Origin of the sequence: Bradyrhizobium sp. CB82 (assembly GCF_029714405.1) — a bacterium.
Classification (GTDB): domain Bacteria; phylum Pseudomonadota; class Alphaproteobacteria; order Rhizobiales; family Xanthobacteraceae; genus Bradyrhizobium.
This window is the reverse complement of the sequence record NZ_CP121650.1, coordinates 7,017,563-7,033,572: the sequence shown is the minus strand read 5'-3', so window position 1 is coordinate 7,033,572 and position 16,010 is coordinate 7,017,563. Positions and strand designations below refer to the sequence as shown.

The window sequence follows — 16,010 nt, the reverse complement described above, 5'->3', positions numbered from 1 at the left end:
CGATGTCCTCATTTCGAATTCAGCCTGATTGGTATGAGGAATACTGGTTAAGCCCGAAGAAGGCCGCACCGTCCATTGGAGGAAGATGGCGCCGTTCCAGCTTTTATTTCTCTATTCTGTCTTGTACGGACATCCCGACATGTGCACGAGCATTGGGCTTCGCCGGTAAGGTACAGGCTCTACGCGGCGTAAGTCGCTCTTTGCTTCTTCGGGTCGAGCAGAGCCAGCACCTGATCGGCCGAGGCCGGGCGGCTGATGAGATAGCCCTGGACTTCGTCGCAGTTGGTCTGGCGCAGATATTCGAGCTGATCGGCCGTCTCGACGCCTTCGGCGACCACGCCGATCCGCAGGTCCCGCGCAAGCGCGATCACCGATTTCACGATCGCTGCGCAGTCGGGCTGCGCCAGCATGTCGCTGATGAAGGATTGGTCGATCTTGATGCGGCTGAACGGCAGCTTGCGCAAATAGGTCAGCGACGAGAACCCGGTGCCGAAATCGTCCAGCGCCACCGTGACGCCGAGTTGCAGCAGCGCGTTCAGAATCGATGACGCCGAACCGTATTTCGACAGCAGCATCGATTCGGTGATCTCGATCTCCAGCCGGTGAGGGGCGACGTTGGCGTCGGCCAGCGCCTGCACGATCGTGTGAAGGATGCCGGTGTTGTGGAATTGCGCCGCGGAGAAATTTACCGCGACCCTGATATGGTCGGGCCACTCCGCCAATGTCGCGCAGGCGCGCCGTATGACCCACTCGCCAATCTCGTGAATGAGGCCGGTTTCCTCCGCGATCGGAATGAACTCGCTCGGCGGCACCAGTCCGCGCACCGGATGCTTCCAGCGCAAAAGCGCCTCGAAGCCGGTGATCCGGTTGTCCCTGAGATTGAGGAACGGCTGAAAGACCAGGAACAACTCGTCTCGCGCAATGGCGCACTCCAGATCCGATTGTAGCGCCTTGCGGTCGCGCGCCGACTTGTCGTCGGCGGCCTCGAAGAAGCAGATCGTGCCCGGTCCGGCTTTCTTGGCGCGATAGAGCGCGGCGTCGGCATGCTTGAGCAGGTCCAGCTGCTTGTCGCCGTCCCGCGGCGCCAGCACGATGCCGACGCTGGTGGCGCCGATGATCTCGCGGCCCTCGACCAGGATCGGCTCGGCGAAGGCCGCGACGAATCGCTCCGCGATCTCGAGGGCGTCTTCAGCCCTGGTGAGATTGGTCATGACCAGCGCGAACTCGTCCCCGCCGATGCGCGCGACGTGCTCGGCCGCCCGCGTGCAGCGTTGCAGGCGGTTGGCGACCTGGACCAGGAATTCGTCGCCGGCCGGATGGCCGAACTTGTCGTTCACCTCCTTGAAGCGATCGAGGTCGAGCAGCAGCACGGCGAACTCCTCGCCGGACAGGGCCAGTCGCTTCAGGGCGGCATCGAGTGTCTCGTTGAACGCGAAGCGGTTCGGCAGTTGGGTCAGCGGATCCTGTCGGACCGATCGTTCCGCTTCGAGCTGCCGCATGATGCGTCGCATGAAGGTGAAGGAGTTGACGAACACGCCGCGCAGCAGCACGGATCCGTAGACCACGACCAGGACCGCCATCAGCAGATAGGCGGGGTCGCCGCCGCTGCCGAGACAGATCCCGATGCCGAGGAAGAGCGGAGTCGTGAACGCGATGGCCGCGATCGGGATGGTGGCGAAGGCGAGCGCGCCGCCGGCCAGCATTCCGGCGCACAGGCAGGTGATGATGAGTTGGCCGCCGGTGGAGGCGTTGGCGAAGAACGCGACCGGAACGATGCCCCAGGCGGAGCCGAGGATGAATGCGTTGCGCACCAGCCGGTGCATGGCGCGGCGGGATACGAATTGCGGCTTCGTGATCCGGCGCGCGCTGTGGGATTGCACGCCGAACAGGATCGCAGCGCCCGCGACCGCAATCGCCCAGACCACGGCGAATTTCCAGTCCGGCGAATGCCAGAGCGCGATAGCGAGCACGGCCGCATTGCAGGCATTGGCCAGCATGATGCCGACTGAATAGCCGAGCACGAGAGACATCTGCTCCGCGCGGATGTGGCCGGCGACAGCATCGTCGGTTGCGGGTCCGCCGAACGCGGCGAGGTCGCCGGCGAACAGCTTTGTCAGATAGGACGTCAGTCGGGACCGCATTTCACAGCCTGCAGCATGGGCCGTTCAGTTCGGCTCAACCCGCAGAATTCACTGTAAACCTTTGACGATCTATGAATTACCGCCCGCGCCGGCATCGCTGCGGCACGAGGCGCATAGGGAACCACCGGTATCGGTAACAAATCGATACAAATGCCGCGTCCCCGGTTCCCGCGTCGAAGCAGCGGTGGCCTGCGCTGGAACAGCCGACATCGCCAAGGCGGGCGCGGAATATGCCCGCGCGTTCAAGTCGCTGATCGAGGCGCTGCGTCAGCGGCCATGAGTGTGCTATGGACCTTCGATCCGAAACGCCTGTGGCCAAACAAACAATAAGAACCGAAGAACCATGACCGCCCAACTGCCATCTTTCCAGTCAGATGATCCCGAGTTCGACTACGTCATCGTCGGCGCCGGCTCGGCCGGCTGCGTGCTCGCCAATCGATTGTCGGCGAACGGCAAGCATTCGGTGCTGCTGCTCGAAGCTGGCCCGAAGGATTCCAACATCTGGATCCACGTGCCGCTGGGCTACGGTCGGCTGTTCAAGGAGAAGAGCGTCAACTGGATGTACCAGACCGAGCCGGAGCCCGAGCTGGGCGGCCGGCAAGTGTTCCAGCCGCGCGGCAAGACGCTGGGTGGCTCGAGCTCGATCAACGGCCTGTTGTACGTCCGCGGCCAGCATGAGGACTACGACCGCTGGCGTCAGCTCGGCAACGCCGGCTGGGGCTATGACGACGTGCTGCCCTACTTCAAGAAGGCCGAGAACCAGGCGCGCGGCGCCGATCAGTTTCACGGCGCCGGCGGGCCGCTGCCGGTCTCCGACCTGATCCTTTCCGATTCCTTGTCGAAGGCCTTCATCAGCGCGGCGGTCGAGACCGGCCTGCCTTACAATCCCGATTTCAACGGCGCCTCGCAGGAAGGCGTCGGCCTGTTCCAGACCACCACGCGAAAAGGCCGTCGCGCGTCCGCGTCCGTTGCCTATCTCGGTCCCGCGAAGAACCGCAGCAATCTGACGGTCGAGACCTCGGCGCTCGGCCAGCGCATCCTGTTCGAGGGCCGCCGCGCGGTCGGCGCCGAATATCGGCAAGGTTCGGTCGTGCGCCGCGCGCGGGCGCGCAAGGAGGTGCTGGTCTCGAGCGGCGCCTACAACTCGCCGCAGCTCTTGCAGCTCTCCGGCGTCGGCCCGGCCGACCTCCTGCGCAAGCACGGCATCGATGTCGTGCTCGATGCGCCGGGCGTCGGCCACGATCTCCAGGATCATATGCAGGTCCGCATCGTGATGCGCTGCTCGCAGCCGATCACGCTCAACGATACCATCAACCATCCGATCCGCCGCACGCTGACCGGCGTGCGCTACGCGCTGTTCCGCCAGGGCTGGCTGACGATCGCGGCCGGCACGGCCGGCGCCTTCTTCAAGACCAGTCCGCGGCTTGCCACGCCCGACATCCAGGTTCATTTCCTGCCGTTCTCGACCGACAAGATGGGTGAGAAGCTGCACGATTTTTCCGGCTTCACCGCCTCCGTGTGCCAGCTCCGCCCCGAGAGCCGCGGCAGCCTGCGGATCAGGAGTGCTGATCCGACCGTGCCGCCGGAAATCCGCATCAACTATATGTCGACTGAAACCGACCGCACTACCAATGTCGAAGGCCTGAAGATCCTGCGCAAGATATTGCATGCGCCGGCGCTGAAACCCTTCGTGGTGGAGGAGGTCGATCCAGGCCTGAAGGTCGCGACCGATGCGGAGCTGCTGGAATTCTGCCGCCAGCGCGGCACCACCATCTATCACCCGACCTCGACCTGCCGTATGGGCAATGACGCGCTCGCCGTGGTTGATCAGCGGCTCACGGTGCGGGGGATCGAGGGCTTGCGCGTGGTCGACGGATCGATCATGCCGGATCTTGTGTCGGGCAATACCAATGCGCCGATCATCATGATCGCCGAAAAGGCCTCGGACATGATATTGGAGGACGCGCGATAATCGCGCTGTCCGAAAAGGAGCATACGGCTTGGCTATTCGATTGCGGATCGGCACGCGCAAGAGCGCGATGGCGCTGGCACAGACGGAAGAGATCGCGCGCCGCCTGAGCGCCGCCGTGCCCGACATCGACGTCGAGATCGTCAAGTTCGACACCACGGGCGATCTCGATCAGACCAGCAAGCTGTTGCCCCATGGCGGCAAGGGCGGCGCCTTCGTCGCGCAGATCCGCGCCGCGGTGCTGTCAGGCGAGTTACAGGCGGCGATGCATTCGCTCAAGGATATGCCGGGCAATGAGGACACGCCGGGCCTCGTGATTGGCGCCACGCTGTCGCGCGATCCACCCGGCGATGCGCTGGTGCTGCGCGACGGTGTTTCGCTCGATGCGTTCAGGCAGTCGCGCGGCAAAGGTTTCAAGATCGGCACCAATGCGGTGCGGCGCGCGGCCTATGCGCGGCGGCTGTTTCCCGACGCCGAGGTGATCCACTTCCGCGGCGCCGCCGACACGCGCGTGCGCAAGCTCGACAACCGCGAGATGCAGCGGTTACCGGATGGCGGCGCGGTCGGTCCCGCCGATGCGCTGATCATGGCCCGCTCGGGTCTCGATCGCGTCGGGCTCGCCGATCGCGTCGCATACGAGTTTACGGCGGCGGAGATGCTGCCTGCAGCGGGGCAGGGCATCGTCGCCGTCGAATGCGCCGCACGGGATTGGCAGACCAGGCAGATTCTTTCGGCGATCGATGACCCGACGGCGCACGCCTGCGCCGATGCCGAACGCGAGGTGTTGTGGGTGCTCAACGGGCACTGCAATTCGCCGGTCGCGGGCTTCTCGACGATTGCAGGCGACCAGATGTCGCTCGCAGCCTCGGTGCTCGATCCTTCCGGCAACACGATCATCGAAGCATCGCGTGCAGGTCCCGCAAACCGCCCGCGCGAACTGGGCCGGGCGGTCGGCCTCGATCTGCTCGCGAAGGGGGCCGCCGACATCATCGAGCGCAGCCGGCCGCGCTAGCCGCGCACGCGCTTCAGCATCTGCTCGACATGGGCGATCGGGGTCTCCGGCTGGATGCCGTGGCCGAGATTGAAGATCAGCCGTCCCTTCGCGAAATTCGCAAGCACCTCGTCGACGGCGCGATTCAGCGCATCGCCGCCGGTGATCAGCACCAGCGGGTCGAGATTGCCCTGCACGGCGACGCGTGATTGCACGCGCTCGCGGATGAAGGCCGGCTCCGCCGTCCAGTCGATGCTGACGGCGTTGACGCCAGTTTCTTCCACATAGGCCGGCAGGAGCGCGCCGGCGCCGCGGGGAAAGCCGATGATCTTCGCATCCGGTACCTTGGCGCGCACGCCCTCGACGATGCGCCGCGTCGGCTCGATCGACCATCGCGCAAATTCGGCGGGCGGCAGCACGCCTGCCCAGGTGTCGAAGATCTGGAGCGCATCGGCGCCCGCGGCGAGTTGTCCGAGCAGATAGTCGACGGAGCTTTCGACCAGCGTGTCGATGATCTTCGCGAACGCCTCGGGATGGCGATAGGCCATCATCCGCGCCGGCGCCTGGTCCGGCGTGCCCTGGCCCGCAACCATGTAGGTCGCCACCGTCCACGGCGCGCCGCAGAAGCCGATCAGCGCGGTCTTCGTATCGAGCGCGCGGCGCACGATACGCAGCGCCTCGAACACCGGCTCGAGCTTGCCGAAGTCGGCGCGCGGCGACAGCGTGCGGACCTTGTCGGGATCATCCAGCGGTTCGAGCCGCGGACCCTCGCCGACCTCGAAGCGCACGGAACGGCCGAGCGCGTAGGGGATCACGAGTATGTCGGAGAAGATGATGGCTGCATCGAAGCCGAACCGGCGGATCGGTTGCAGCGTCACCTCGGCTGCGAGCTCGGGCGTGAAGCAGAGATCGAGGAAGCCGCCGGCCTTGGCGCGGACCTCGCGATATTCGGGCAGATAACGGCCGGCCTGCCGCATCATCCAGACCGGCGGAACGGTCTGCCGTTGGCCGGAGAGCACGTCGATGAAAGGCTTTGCGGAGGAGGGCGGCACGAACGATCCCTGGGACATGTTGCGGTTCCTGATACACCGCCGCTCCCGCCGGGCCAAGCGGAACAGCGGAACCCCTCGGCAGGCGGCGAGTTGACGGCCAATGGAGGAACTCATGGCTGAGAAATTCAACCCCGCGCCGCACGACAAGCACGCCGACGATCCGCGCGAGGCGCTCGCCGCCGATCGCGAAACCCATGCCCGGCTCGATACCGGTCTGGTCGATACCTTCCCGGCATCCGATCCTGTCAGCGCCGCCCAGCCGACGCCATCGAAGGCCGATGCGGAGGCCGATAGCCCCTCGCTGTGGGACAAGGTCAAGGCGATCTTCAGCTAAGGCCTCCTGCAGGCCGATTGCCCTCTCGCCACGCTAACCAGCCGTTAGCGATCAGATGGTCGTGAGCACCGTAAGACTACGTAAAACGGCGTAGTTTGAGGCGAATTGCGCCGCGCTTTTCAGCTTTCGATAACAGAAGCAGCGGATTTTCCGGGCATCGGAGAATCCTGTTCGCATGAATGTCATGAGTCAAAGAGCCGGCTTGAGCCGCCTGCCGTTGCGGGCGGCGGCATTCGTCGTGCTCACCTGCACAGCCATCCTCGGCATCAGCGGTTGGCGCGAGTGGAGTTCGCGCGATGCATTGCTGCGCGGCGCCGAGAACGAAATGGCGAACCTCGCGCGATCGCTGACCCAGCATGCGGAGGACAGCCTCGAGTTGCTCGATTCCGGTGTCGTCGGCGTCGTCACTCGCCTGGAAATGGACGGCACGGACCCCACCACCATCGCCAAGCTTCGCAACCTCCTCGAAGCCCGCAAGAAGGCGATCGAGCGCATTCAAAGCCTCGCCATCATCGACGACAAGGGCAACTGGCTGACATCCGCCGGTGCCGTCACTACCACGCTCAGCGACGACGAGTTCTTCAGGCATCACCAGTTCTCGCCGAAGCGGGAGGCCTATGTTGGCCGCCCGATCAAGAGCCTGGTCGACGGCGAGTGGGTGGTCACGCTGTCGCGCCGGTTCAACAAGCCCGACGGCAGCTTTGGCGGCGTCGTGCTCGCGACCATCGGTGCGAACTATCTGACACATTTCTACCAGCAGTTCCTGATCGGTCGGAACAGCTCCATCACGCTGGTGCACGGCGATGGCACCATCATCGCGCGCGATCCCAGCAACGACAAGTTCGTGGGGCGCAGCGTGGCCGACGGTCCGCTGTTTCGCGAATCGAAGCTGCAGCCGAGCGGGGCCTATCAGTTCAAGTCGCTTCTGGATGGCGTCGAGCGCGTCAGCTTCTACAAGCGCGGCGGTCGCTTCCCGCTTCTCCTGGTCGCGACCGTTGATCGGCAGGAATTGCTGGCGCCCTGGCGGGCGGCGGCCGTTTCGCGCATGCTGTACGTTCTCGCGCTGGTGATGCTGATCGCAATCATCGGCGCGGTGCTGGTCCGGCATTTGCAGCGCGGCGAACGCATGGCGGCGGCGCTCGCGGCCAGTGAAGCAAATTTCCGCCTGATCGCCGAGGGCTCCGGCGACATGGTGACCCGGATCGGGATCGACCATATCGTCAGGTATGCCTCCCCTTCATCCAAGCGCGTTCTTGGATGGCGTCCCAACCAGCTCGTCGGCCATTCCGCACTTGCCGGAATCAATCCCGCCGACCTGCCCGCCGTGGAAGAGACGATCAATAGGCTCAATCGTGGTGAACTTGACGAGGTGCGTACGATCCAGCGGCAAAGGCATCGCGAGAAGGGTGAAATCTGGGTCGAATCGACCATGCGGGCAACGCGCAGAAGCGACGGCAGCATAGACGGCGCCATTACGGTCTCGCGCGACGTCACGGAGCAGAAGGAGCTGGAGGAGCGCCTGGAAGCGCTGGCGACGGAGGACAGCCTCACCGGGCTCGCCAACCGCCGCCGCTTCGACGAGCGGCTGGACGAAGAATGGGCGAGGGCCTATCGCGACCGCTCGAGCCTCGGTCTGTTGATGATCGATGTCGATCACTTCAAGGCCTATAACGACGAATACGGCCATCCCGCAGGCGATGCGTGCCTGCGCACGGTGGCGACGATCATCGCGGCAGAGGCCCAGCGCGTCAGCGACCTCGCCGCGCGCTATGGCGGTGAAGAGTTCGCCGTGCTGCTGCCGAACATCGATGCGGCCGGCTGCGCCCGGATCGGCGATCGGATCCGCCAGGCGATCCGCGCCGCGGGCCTCGTACGTGCCTCCAATGATTCCGCGGGCTGCGTCACCGCTTCGGTCGGCGGTGCGATCTGCCGCCCGTGGCTGGAGCGAACCGGTGGGCCGGGAGCGCTCGTCGAGGCCGCCGATCGCGCGCTCTATGGCGCCAAGCAGGACGGGCGCGACCGGTTGGTGATGTCCGTCGAGGTCTTCAATCAGCTGCCGATGGCCTCGGGGCAGTAAGAGGCCCGCGCGTCAGTAATGCGGCGGGCGCTCGTTGGCGGGGCCGGGGGCGTTGGCTTCGGCCTCCTGGAGACGTTCGTTCAGCGCTGCGATCTGCCGCGTCAGCGCGTCGATCTGCTTCCACTGCGCGGTGATGGTCTGGTTGAGCTGCTCGATGGTGTCGTCCTGGTAGGCGAGCTTGGCTTCGAGCGTGTCGATGCGTTCGCTGAGCGTCCTGATCTCATTCATCGGCGGGGGCGTCCTTCTGCCGCTCGCGCAAGCCATGGCCGAGCGCCACGCGCTCGTCGAACACGAAGCACTCGCCGCGCCATCGGCTTTGCGCCTCCGGCACATCCTCGAGATACCTGAGAATGCCGCCCTTGAGGTGATAGACCTCGGCGAAGCCGCGCGCGAGCAGATGCGCGCTCGCCTTCTCGCAGCGGATGCCGCCAGTGCAGAACATCGCGATCCGGCGATGCTTTGCGGGATCGAGCTGCTGCGCGGCAAAGTCCTTGAATTCGCCAAAACTCCTGATGCCTGGATCGAGGGCGCCTTCGAACGTGCCCATTGCCACCTCGAAGGCGTTGCGGGTATCGAGCACCAGCGTATCGGGCTCGGCGATCAGCGCATTCCACTGTGCCGCATCGACGTAAGTGCCGACCTGACGCGTCGGGTCAGCGGCGGCGTCACCGAGCGTGACGATCTCCTTTTTCAGCCGCACCTTGAGACGGCCGAACGGCATTGCCTCGCTGGTCGAGAATTTCAGTTCGAGATTATCGAGCCGGCCACCGAACATCTCGCCATGTGCGAGCTCATTGGCAAAGGCATCGATCGCCTCCGCGGAGCCCGCGACCGTGCCGTTGACGCCCTCCTGCGCCAGCAGCACGCTGCCCTTGATGCAGAGGCCGGCGCAGAACGCGCGCAGCGGCTCACGCAGCTCGCGGTAGTCTGCGAGCGGCGCGAACTGATAGAAGGCGGCGACTTTGCAAGCCGTGTTCTTGGAAGTCATGGCGGCTCGTTTAGCAGGCGGCAGCCGCCCGGAAAACCCGCAACTCGCGAGCCCATTCGCGCAGCGGATGGCAGCCATTTCGGTGGTATGCCAGCATTGCCCCGCGGGGTCCGAATGTGTCATGTAGACCCGGATTTTCGAGAGGGCGCGAGGTATGCGCGCCTTCGGCAAGAGAGCAGAACAGGCCAGGAGAGCAGAACAGGCAATGAGAAGCTTCCATTTTCCCGGCAGGTCCACGGTCCACGCCCAAAACGCGATGGTGGCGACCTCGCATCCGCTGGCCGCGCTGGCCGCGGTCGAGGTGCTGCGCGAGGGCGGCACGGCGGCGGACGCGGCGGTCGCGGGCAGCCTGCTGCTCGGGGTGATCGAGCCGCAGTCGACCGGCATCGGTGGCGACTGCTTTGCGCTGATCCAGCCGCGCGGCGAGGGCAAGATCACTGCCTATAACGGCTCGGGCCGGGCGCCGAAGGCCGCCAATGTCGAGTGGTATCTCGAGCGCAAGATCAACTCCGTGCCGCTGACCTCGGCGCACGCGGTCTCGATCCCCGGTGCGGTCGACGCCTTTGCCACCGTGCTGCGCGATCACGGCAAGTTCGGCCTCGACCGTCTGGCGCAGCCGGCGATCAAGGCGTCGGAGGAGGGCTACGTCGTCGCCCCCCGGGTCGCCTTCGACTGGAAGAACCAGTTCGAGAAGCTGAAGAAGGGCACCAACACCGAGCGCTATCTGCTGCCGCACGGCAAGCCGGCCCTGGCTGGCGACGTCATCCGCCAGCCCGAGCTCGGCAAGACGCTGCGCGCGATCGCCAGGGACGGTCGCGATGCCTTCTACAAGGGCCCGATCGCCGAGGACATGGTCGAGACGCTGCGCTCCATCGGCGGCCTGCACACGCTCGACGATTTCACTGGTCATACGACCGAGGTGACCACGCCGATCGGCACGACCTACAAGGATTACGACATCTGGCAGTGCCCGCCCAACGGGCCCGGCATCACCATGCTGGTGATGCTGAACATCCTGTCCCGGTTCGACCTCAAGAAGTTCGCGCCGCTCAGCGTCGAGCGCTTCCATCTCGAGGCGGAAGCCGCGCGCATTGCCTACATGATCCGCGAGATGCATGTCGCCGATCCCGCCCATATGAAGATCGACGTCGCAAAAATCCTCGCCAAGGAATTCGCCGACGAGTACATCGCAAAGATCCGCATGGATGGGCTGCTCGACTTGCCGAACGTCGCGCCGCCGATGAATCCGTCGACCATCTACATCGCCGTGGTCGACAAGGATCGCAACGTTTGCTCCTTCATCAATTCGATCGCGCATTCCTTCGGCTCGGCGATCGTGTCGAACAAGACCGGCGTGCTGCTGCAAAATCGCGCCGGCGGCTTCCGTATCCAGCCGGGTCATCCGAACTGCATTGCGGGTGGCAAGCGACCGCTGCATACGATCATTCCCGCACTCCTCACCAAGGCGGGCCGTGCCGTCATGCCGTTCGGCGTGATGGGCGGGCAGTATCAGCCGGTCGGCCAGACGCACGTGCTCACCAACATCCTCGACTATGGCTGCGACGTGCAGGAGGCGATCGATATGCCGCGCGGCCTACACTACGAGGGCGTCTATCAACTCGAAGACAGCGTGCCGGCTGCAATCGTCGACGGCCTGAAGAAGCTCGGCCACAAGACCACCAACCTCGTCGGCCCGCTCGGCGGCGGGCAGGCGATCTGGATCGACTGGGACAAGGGCACGCTCACCGGCGGTTCCGATCCCCGCAAGGATGGCTGCGCACTCGGCTATTGAGCGAGATGCCAGGCGAGGTTCCTCGCGCGTTCAGGAAAAGTTGACGGAGGAACGGAGCTCATCGCCCCCGGTTAAGGGGCGATGAGCGGCGCTGGCTTGCGCTGCTTCCTTGGAAGTGGCGGAGGCCGATATGTCCGACAATCCAGGTTCCGGTTTCGATCGTCGCGCCTTCATGGCCGGCACAGCCGCGAGCACGCTCGTTCCGCTGACCGCGCGCGGGGCAACGCAAGAAACGAGCTCCGCGGCCGCGCAGGATCCGACGCTGCCGGTCGATGTGACGTTGCGCGTGAATGGCGAGGACAAGCATCTTCGCATCGATGCGCGCACCACCGTGCTCGATGCGCTGCGTGAGCATCTCGGCCTCACCGGCAGCAAGAAAGGCTGCGATCACGGCCAGTGCGGTGCCTGCACCGTGCTGATCGGCGAGCGGCGCGTGGTCTCATGCCTGACACTGGCGGTCGCGGCGCAAGCCGAGAACATCACCACCATCGAGGGCCTCGCGAATGGCGACGGGCTGCATCCGATGCAGCAGGCCTTCATCGACAACGACGCCTTCCAGTGCGGCTACTGCACGCCCGGGCAGATCATGTCCGCGGTCGCCTGCGTGAAGGAGGGGCACGCCGGCAGCGACGAGGACATCCGCGAATATATGAGCGGCAACATCTGCCGCTGCGCCGCTTATCCCAACATCGTCGCGGCCGTGAAGCAGGCCGCGCCCGACATCATGAAAGGCTAGGCGCATGCGATCGTTCTCCTATCAGAGAGCTACCGATGCCGGCGCCGCCGTTTCGGCTCTCGCCTCGTCCACGTCCGACAACAACCCGCTGACGCTGGCCACCGCGCAGCCGCTCGCCGGCGGCACGACGTTGATCGACCTGATGAAGCTCGACGTGATGCGGCCCGCAACCATCGTCGACATCAATCCCCTGGCCCGGAGCTGGTCGGCGATCGATCTCGGAGGTGACAATCTGCGGCTTGGCGCGCTCGCAAAAATGTCCGATGTCGCCGGGAACACAGAGGTCCAGCGCAGCTATCCGGTCATCGCCAGTTCACTGAAGCTTGCCGCGAGCCCGCAATTGCGCAACATGGCCACGCTCGGCGGCAACGTCATGCAGCGAACGCGCTGCAGCTATTTCCGCGACATCTCCTACGAGAATTGCAACAAGCGCAATCCCGGCGCCGGCTGCGCGGCGATGGACGGTTTCAACCGCATGCATGCGGTGCTCGGCACCTCCGATCAATGTATCGCGACTTATCCCGGCGATTTCGCGCAGGCTCTGATCGCGCTCGACGCCATGGTCGAGATCACCGGGAAATCCGGCACGCGTAGCCTGCCATTCGCGCAGTTGCACAAGCCGCCCGGTGATTCGCCGGAGATCGAGACGACGTTGCAACCGGGCGAACTGATCTCTGGTTTCGCGATCTCCGGGCGCTGGCCGCGCTCGGTGTATCTGAAGGCGCGTGACCGGCAATCCTACGAATTCGCGCTGTCGTCAGCGGCGATCGCGCTCGACGTGCAGGACGGCGTGATCCGCGACGCCCGCATCGCGCTCGGCGGTGTCGCCACCGTGCCGTGGCGCGCCCGCGAGGCGGAGGCGCTGGTGAAGGGCCAGCAGTTCGATGACGGCCTCGCCCAGCGTGCCGCGGATGCAGCGTTCGCGGACGCGAAGGGCCGGCGGCACAACGCCTTCAAGATCGCGCTCGGCAGGCGCGTGGTGGCTCGCGCGCTCCAGCAGGCCGTAACGATGGAGATCTGACATGACCACTGCCGCTCCCGAGCCGAAGGCCAATATGGGCCAGCCGGTGCCGCGCTATGATGCGCTCGCGAAAGTCACGGGGAAGGCGGCCTACGCCTCCGACATGCCGCTCGCCAACCCCGCTTATGCCTTTCTGGTCACCAGCGCGATCGCCAGGGGCCGCATCGACAGTTTTGAGCTCGACGATGCCAAGCGGGTGCGCGGCGTGATCGAGATTTTCACACACCAGAATATGCCGAAGCTGAAGGAATCGAAGTTGTTCTCCAACGGCGGCCATGCGGGCACCACGATCCAGCCGATGAAATCGGCCGACATTGCCCATGATGGCCAGATCATCGCCGTGGTCCTTGCCGAGAGCTACGAAGCCGCGCGCGAGGCGGCCAATCGCGTCAAGGTCAACTACACCGCTCTGATGCCGGCCGCGACCTTCGACTCGCAAGGCACGACGGCTGCCGCGGCCAAGGGACAGGCCGCCCAGTTCAAGGAAGATCCCAAGGTCGGCGACTTCGCGAAGGCCTTCGACGAGGCCGAGGTCAAGCTCACGGCATCCTACGACACGCCGACGCAGCACCACAATCCGATGGAACTGTTTTCGACGAGCTGCCTCTGGATGGGCGACAATCTCCTGATCTACGAGCCGAGCCAGTATGTCTATGGCTTGAAGAACGGCGTCGCCGAGCAGCTCGGCATCGATGCCGACAAGGTTCGCGTGGTCAATCCTTACGTCGGCGGCGGCTTCGGCTCGCGCGGCTCGATGACGCCGCGCACGGCGATCATCGCCAGCATCGCGCGCCGGCTGAACCGTCCCGTCAAGCTCGTGCCGACGCGCGACCAGGGCTTTACGATTGCGACCTACCGCGCGGAGACGCGGCACCAGATCCAACTCGGCGCGAGCCGGGACGGCAAGCTCGTTGCGCTCCGTCATGAAGGCGTGGAGCTCTCCTCGCGCGCAGATCCCTATTGCGTCGGCGGTACCAAGACCACGACTCGACTCTATGCCTGCCCGAATGTCGACAGCCTCGTCTCGATCGCGCGGGCCGATCGCAACACGCCCGGCTTCATGCGCTCGCCGCCGGAGGTGCCGTATCTGTTCGCCTTGGAGAGCGCGATGGATGAGCTCGCTGTCAAGCTCGAGATGGATCCGGTCGAGCTTCGTCGCGTCAACGACACCACGAACGAGCCGATCGAGGGCAAGCCTTACACCTCGCGATCCCTGATGGCCTGTTTCGACGAGGCGGCGAAAGCCTTCGGCTGGTCGCAGCGCTCCGCTTGGCCGAAATCGATGACGGATGGCGACTGGCTGGTCGGCTATGGCTGCGCCGCGACCTGCTATCCCACCCAGATGGGGCCGTCGGCGGCACGGGTGCGCCTGCAACGCGATGGCCGCACGCGCGTCGAGATCGCCGGCCACGAGATCGGCACCGGCGCCTACACGGTGATCGCGCAGACCGCGGCGGAACGGCTCGGCGTGCCCCTGGAGAAGGTTGCCGTCTATATCGGCGACAGCGACCTGCCGCCGGCACCGGTGGCGGGCGGCTCGAATTCGACCGCCAGCACCTGCTCCGCCGTGATGATGGTGTGCGACAAGGTTCGCCAGCGGCTGTTCCGCGCGCTGATGCCAAACGAGAGTCTCACCGACAAGGCCAAGGAGACGGTCGGCATGGGCCAGACGCCGGCGAAGCAGGCCGCGGCCAGCCGCCAGGGGCTCGATCGCGAAAAGGCCTTCGATGCGCTCGGCATCAGCGTGGTCGAGGAATATGGCGAGTGGAAGCCAGATGGCGCGCCGTCAGATGCCTTCGAGGCCATGCACAGCGGTCATGTCCGGCTGGTCGGTGGCCCCAGCCTGAAGGGTGGCATCGCCTATGCGTTCGGTGCGGAATTCGTCGAGGTGAGGGTGAACCGCTTCACCCATGAAATCCGCACGCCCCGACTGGTCGGCGCCTTTGCCGCCGGCCGCATCATGAACCCGCGCACGGCGCGCAGCCAGCTGATGGGCGGGCTGATCTGGGGCATGTCCTCGGCGCTGCTGGAGGCCACCGAGATCGACGAGCGCACCGCGCGCTACGTCAACGACAATCTCGCCGACTATCTCGTGCCGGTGAACGCGGATGTGCCCCATGTCGAGGTGATCATGTTGTCCGAGCAGGATGATCACATCAATCCAGCCGGCGTGAAGGGGCTCGGCGAGCTCGCCAATGTCGGCACCAATGCGGCAATCTGCAATGCGGTCTATCACGCGACCGGCCAGCGCATCCGCAAGCTGCCGGTGCGGCTGGAGAATATCGAGGCCTGATAAGGCTGGCCATGCTGCCAGCGTTGCGCTAGACACCTCCCGCTTCAAACGGAAGGTGTCTTATGCAGCGTGTCCAGCGTGCACTCCTCACCCTCATGTCGGCGCTCGCGATCACGGTGATTGGCGCAGTGTCGGCGTTCGTCTCCACCCCGGCATCGGCCCAGACCGCAGGAAAAACCATGACCACAGCTTCAGGCCTCGAGATCATCGACAGCGTCGTCGGCACCGGCGCCTCCCCAAACCCCGGCCAGATCTGCGTGATGCACTACACCGGCTGGCTCTATGAGAAGGGCAAGAAGGGCAAGAAATTCGACTCTTCCGTCGATCGCAACGAGCCGTTCGAGTTTCCAATCGGCAAGGGCCGCGTGATCGCCGGCTGGGACGAGGGCGTTGCCACCATGAAGGTCGGCGGCAAGCGCACGCTGATCATTCCGCCGCAGCTCGGCTACGGCGCACGCGGCGCCGGCGGCGTGATCCCGCCGAATGCGACGCTGATGTTCGACGTGGAATTGCTCGGGGTGAAGTGACGAACTCTCCGACTCGTCATGGCTGGGCTCGTCCCGGCCATGACGGAAGGGTCATCGCAAACGAAAAGACCGGCCTTGCGGCCGGTCTT

At 65.1% G+C, this 16,010-nt stretch carries 13 protein-coding genes; 9 read left to right on the top strand and 4 right to left on the bottom strand.

Annotated features, from left to right (window positions below):
- Positions 1-179 precede the first annotated feature (179 nt).
- Positions 180-2,141 carry an EAL domain-containing protein gene (locus QA640_RS34120; protein WP_283037188.1) on the bottom strand — a complete coding sequence of 654 codons (1,962 nt, stop codon included), beginning with the start codon at positions 2,139-2,141 and terminating at the stop codon, positions 180-182.
- 343 nt (positions 2,142-2,484) lie between these two features.
- On the opposite strand from QA640_RS34120, the gene QA640_RS34115 reads away from it, so the two are divergent.
- Complete coding sequence (locus tag QA640_RS34115; protein ID WP_283037187.1) at positions 2,485-4,113, top strand: choline dehydrogenase; 1,629 nt, start codon at positions 2,485-2,487, stop codon at positions 4,111-4,113.
- Between the two features lie 28 nt (positions 4,114-4,141).
- The gene (gene hemC, locus QA640_RS34110) at positions 4,142-5,122 is read left to right on the top strand and encodes a hydroxymethylbilane synthase (RefSeq protein ID WP_283037186.1); all 981 of its coding nucleotides are present in this window, start codon (positions 4,142-4,144) and stop codon (positions 5,120-5,122) included.
- Here hemC and hemE read toward each other — a convergent pair.
- Entirely contained in the window at positions 5,119-6,153 is a 1,035-nt protein-coding gene (hemE, locus tag QA640_RS34105; protein ID WP_283042968.1) for a uroporphyrinogen decarboxylase, read from the bottom strand. The two genes, hemC and hemE, sit on opposite strands and share 4 nt — an antisense overlap.
- A gap of 112 nt (positions 6,154-6,265) precedes the next feature.
- On the opposite strand from hemE, the gene QA640_RS34100 reads away from it, so the two are divergent.
- Together QA640_RS34100 and QA640_RS34095 are read left to right on the top strand one after the other, a co-directional pair.
- On the top strand, positions 6,266-6,487 hold the full coding sequence (locus tag QA640_RS34100; protein WP_283037185.1) for a hypothetical protein: 222 nt from the start codon (positions 6,266-6,268) through the stop codon (positions 6,485-6,487).
- Between the two features lie 175 nt (positions 6,488-6,662).
- Positions 6,663-8,564, top strand: coding sequence for a diguanylate cyclase (locus tag QA640_RS34095; RefSeq protein WP_283037184.1), 1,902 nt, complete (start codon positions 6,663-6,665; stop codon positions 8,562-8,564).
- A gap of 12 nt (positions 8,565-8,576) precedes the next feature.
- Here the strand turns inward: QA640_RS34095 and QA640_RS34090 are convergent, their stop codons facing one another.
- Both QA640_RS34090 and QA640_RS34085 read right to left on the bottom strand, forming a co-directional pair.
- Complete coding sequence (locus QA640_RS34090) at positions 8,577-8,792, bottom strand: SlyX family protein (protein ID WP_283037183.1); 216 nt, start codon at positions 8,790-8,792, stop codon at positions 8,577-8,579.
- Positions 8,785-9,552 carry a rhodanese-related sulfurtransferase gene (locus tag QA640_RS34085; RefSeq protein ID WP_283037182.1) on the bottom strand — a complete coding sequence of 256 codons (768 nt, stop codon included), beginning with the start codon at positions 9,550-9,552 and terminating at the stop codon, positions 8,785-8,787. Before QA640_RS34085 ends, QA640_RS34090 begins: the two co-directional genes overlap by 8 nt.
- A 205-nt stretch (positions 9,553-9,757) precedes the next feature.
- Between QA640_RS34085 and ggt the strand changes: the two genes are divergently transcribed.
- The 5 genes from ggt (at position 9,758) to QA640_RS34060 (ending at position 15,921) form a co-directional block, all read left to right on the top strand.
- The gene (ggt, locus tag QA640_RS34080; protein ID WP_283037181.1) at positions 9,758-11,344 is read left to right on the top strand and encodes a gamma-glutamyltransferase; all 1,587 of its coding nucleotides are present in this window, start codon (positions 9,758-9,760) and stop codon (positions 11,342-11,344) included.
- Positions 11,345-11,474: 130 nt separating this feature from the next.
- A complete protein-coding gene (locus QA640_RS34075; RefSeq protein ID WP_283037180.1) occupies positions 11,475-12,080 on the top strand; it encodes a (2Fe-2S)-binding protein in 606 nt (201 codons plus the stop codon).
- A gap of 4 nt (positions 12,081-12,084) precedes the next feature.
- Positions 12,085-13,101, top strand: a complete 1,017-nt coding sequence (locus tag QA640_RS34070) for a xanthine dehydrogenase family protein subunit M (RefSeq protein ID WP_283037179.1) — start codon at positions 12,085-12,087, stop codon at positions 13,099-13,101.
- A gap of 1 nt (position 13,102) precedes the next feature.
- Positions 13,103-15,394 carry a xanthine dehydrogenase family protein molybdopterin-binding subunit gene (locus QA640_RS34065; protein ID WP_283037178.1) on the top strand — a complete coding sequence of 764 codons (2,292 nt, stop codon included), beginning with the start codon at positions 13,103-13,105 and terminating at the stop codon, positions 15,392-15,394.
- Between the two features lie 62 nt (positions 15,395-15,456).
- Positions 15,457-15,921, top strand: coding sequence for an FKBP-type peptidyl-prolyl cis-trans isomerase (locus tag QA640_RS34060; protein WP_283037177.1), 465 nt, complete (start codon positions 15,457-15,459; stop codon positions 15,919-15,921).
- Positions 15,922-16,010 lie beyond the last annotated feature (89 nt).

Bases quoted from the DNA above. Each gene is read 5' to 3' on its own strand.
- QA640_RS34085 (WP_283037182.1), bottom strand. From the start codon at position 9,552: ATGACTTCCAAGAACACGGCTTGCAAAGTCGCCGCCTTCTATCAGTTC.
- QA640_RS34070 (WP_283037179.1), top strand. From the start codon at position 12,085: ATGCGATCGTTCTCCTATCAGAGAGCTACCGATGCCGGCGCCGCCGTT.
- QA640_RS34065 (WP_283037178.1), top strand. From the start codon at position 13,103: ATGACCACTGCCGCTCCCGAGCCGAAGGCCAATATGGGCCAGCCGGTG.
- QA640_RS34120 (WP_283037188.1), bottom strand. From the start codon at position 2,141: ATGCGGTCCCGACTGACGTCCTATCTGACAAAGCTGTTCGCCGGCGAC.
- QA640_RS34115 (WP_283037187.1), top strand. From the start codon at position 2,485: ATGACCGCCCAACTGCCATCTTTCCAGTCAGATGATCCCGAGTTCGAC.
- QA640_RS34090 (WP_283037183.1), bottom strand. From the start codon at position 8,792: ATGAATGAGATCAGGACGCTCAGCGAACGCATCGACACGCTCGAAGCC.
- QA640_RS34095 (WP_283037184.1), top strand. From the start codon at position 6,663: ATGAATGTCATGAGTCAAAGAGCCGGCTTGAGCCGCCTGCCGTTGCGG.
- QA640_RS34075 (WP_283037180.1), top strand. From the start codon at position 11,475: ATGTCCGACAATCCAGGTTCCGGTTTCGATCGTCGCGCCTTCATGGCC.
- QA640_RS34100 (WP_283037185.1), top strand. From the start codon at position 6,266: ATGGCTGAGAAATTCAACCCCGCGCCGCACGACAAGCACGCCGACGAT.
- QA640_RS34060 (WP_283037177.1), top strand. From the start codon at position 15,457: ATGCAGCGTGTCCAGCGTGCACTCCTCACCCTCATGTCGGCGCTCGCG.
- ggt (WP_283037181.1), top strand. From the start codon at position 9,758: ATGAGAAGCTTCCATTTTCCCGGCAGGTCCACGGTCCACGCCCAAAAC.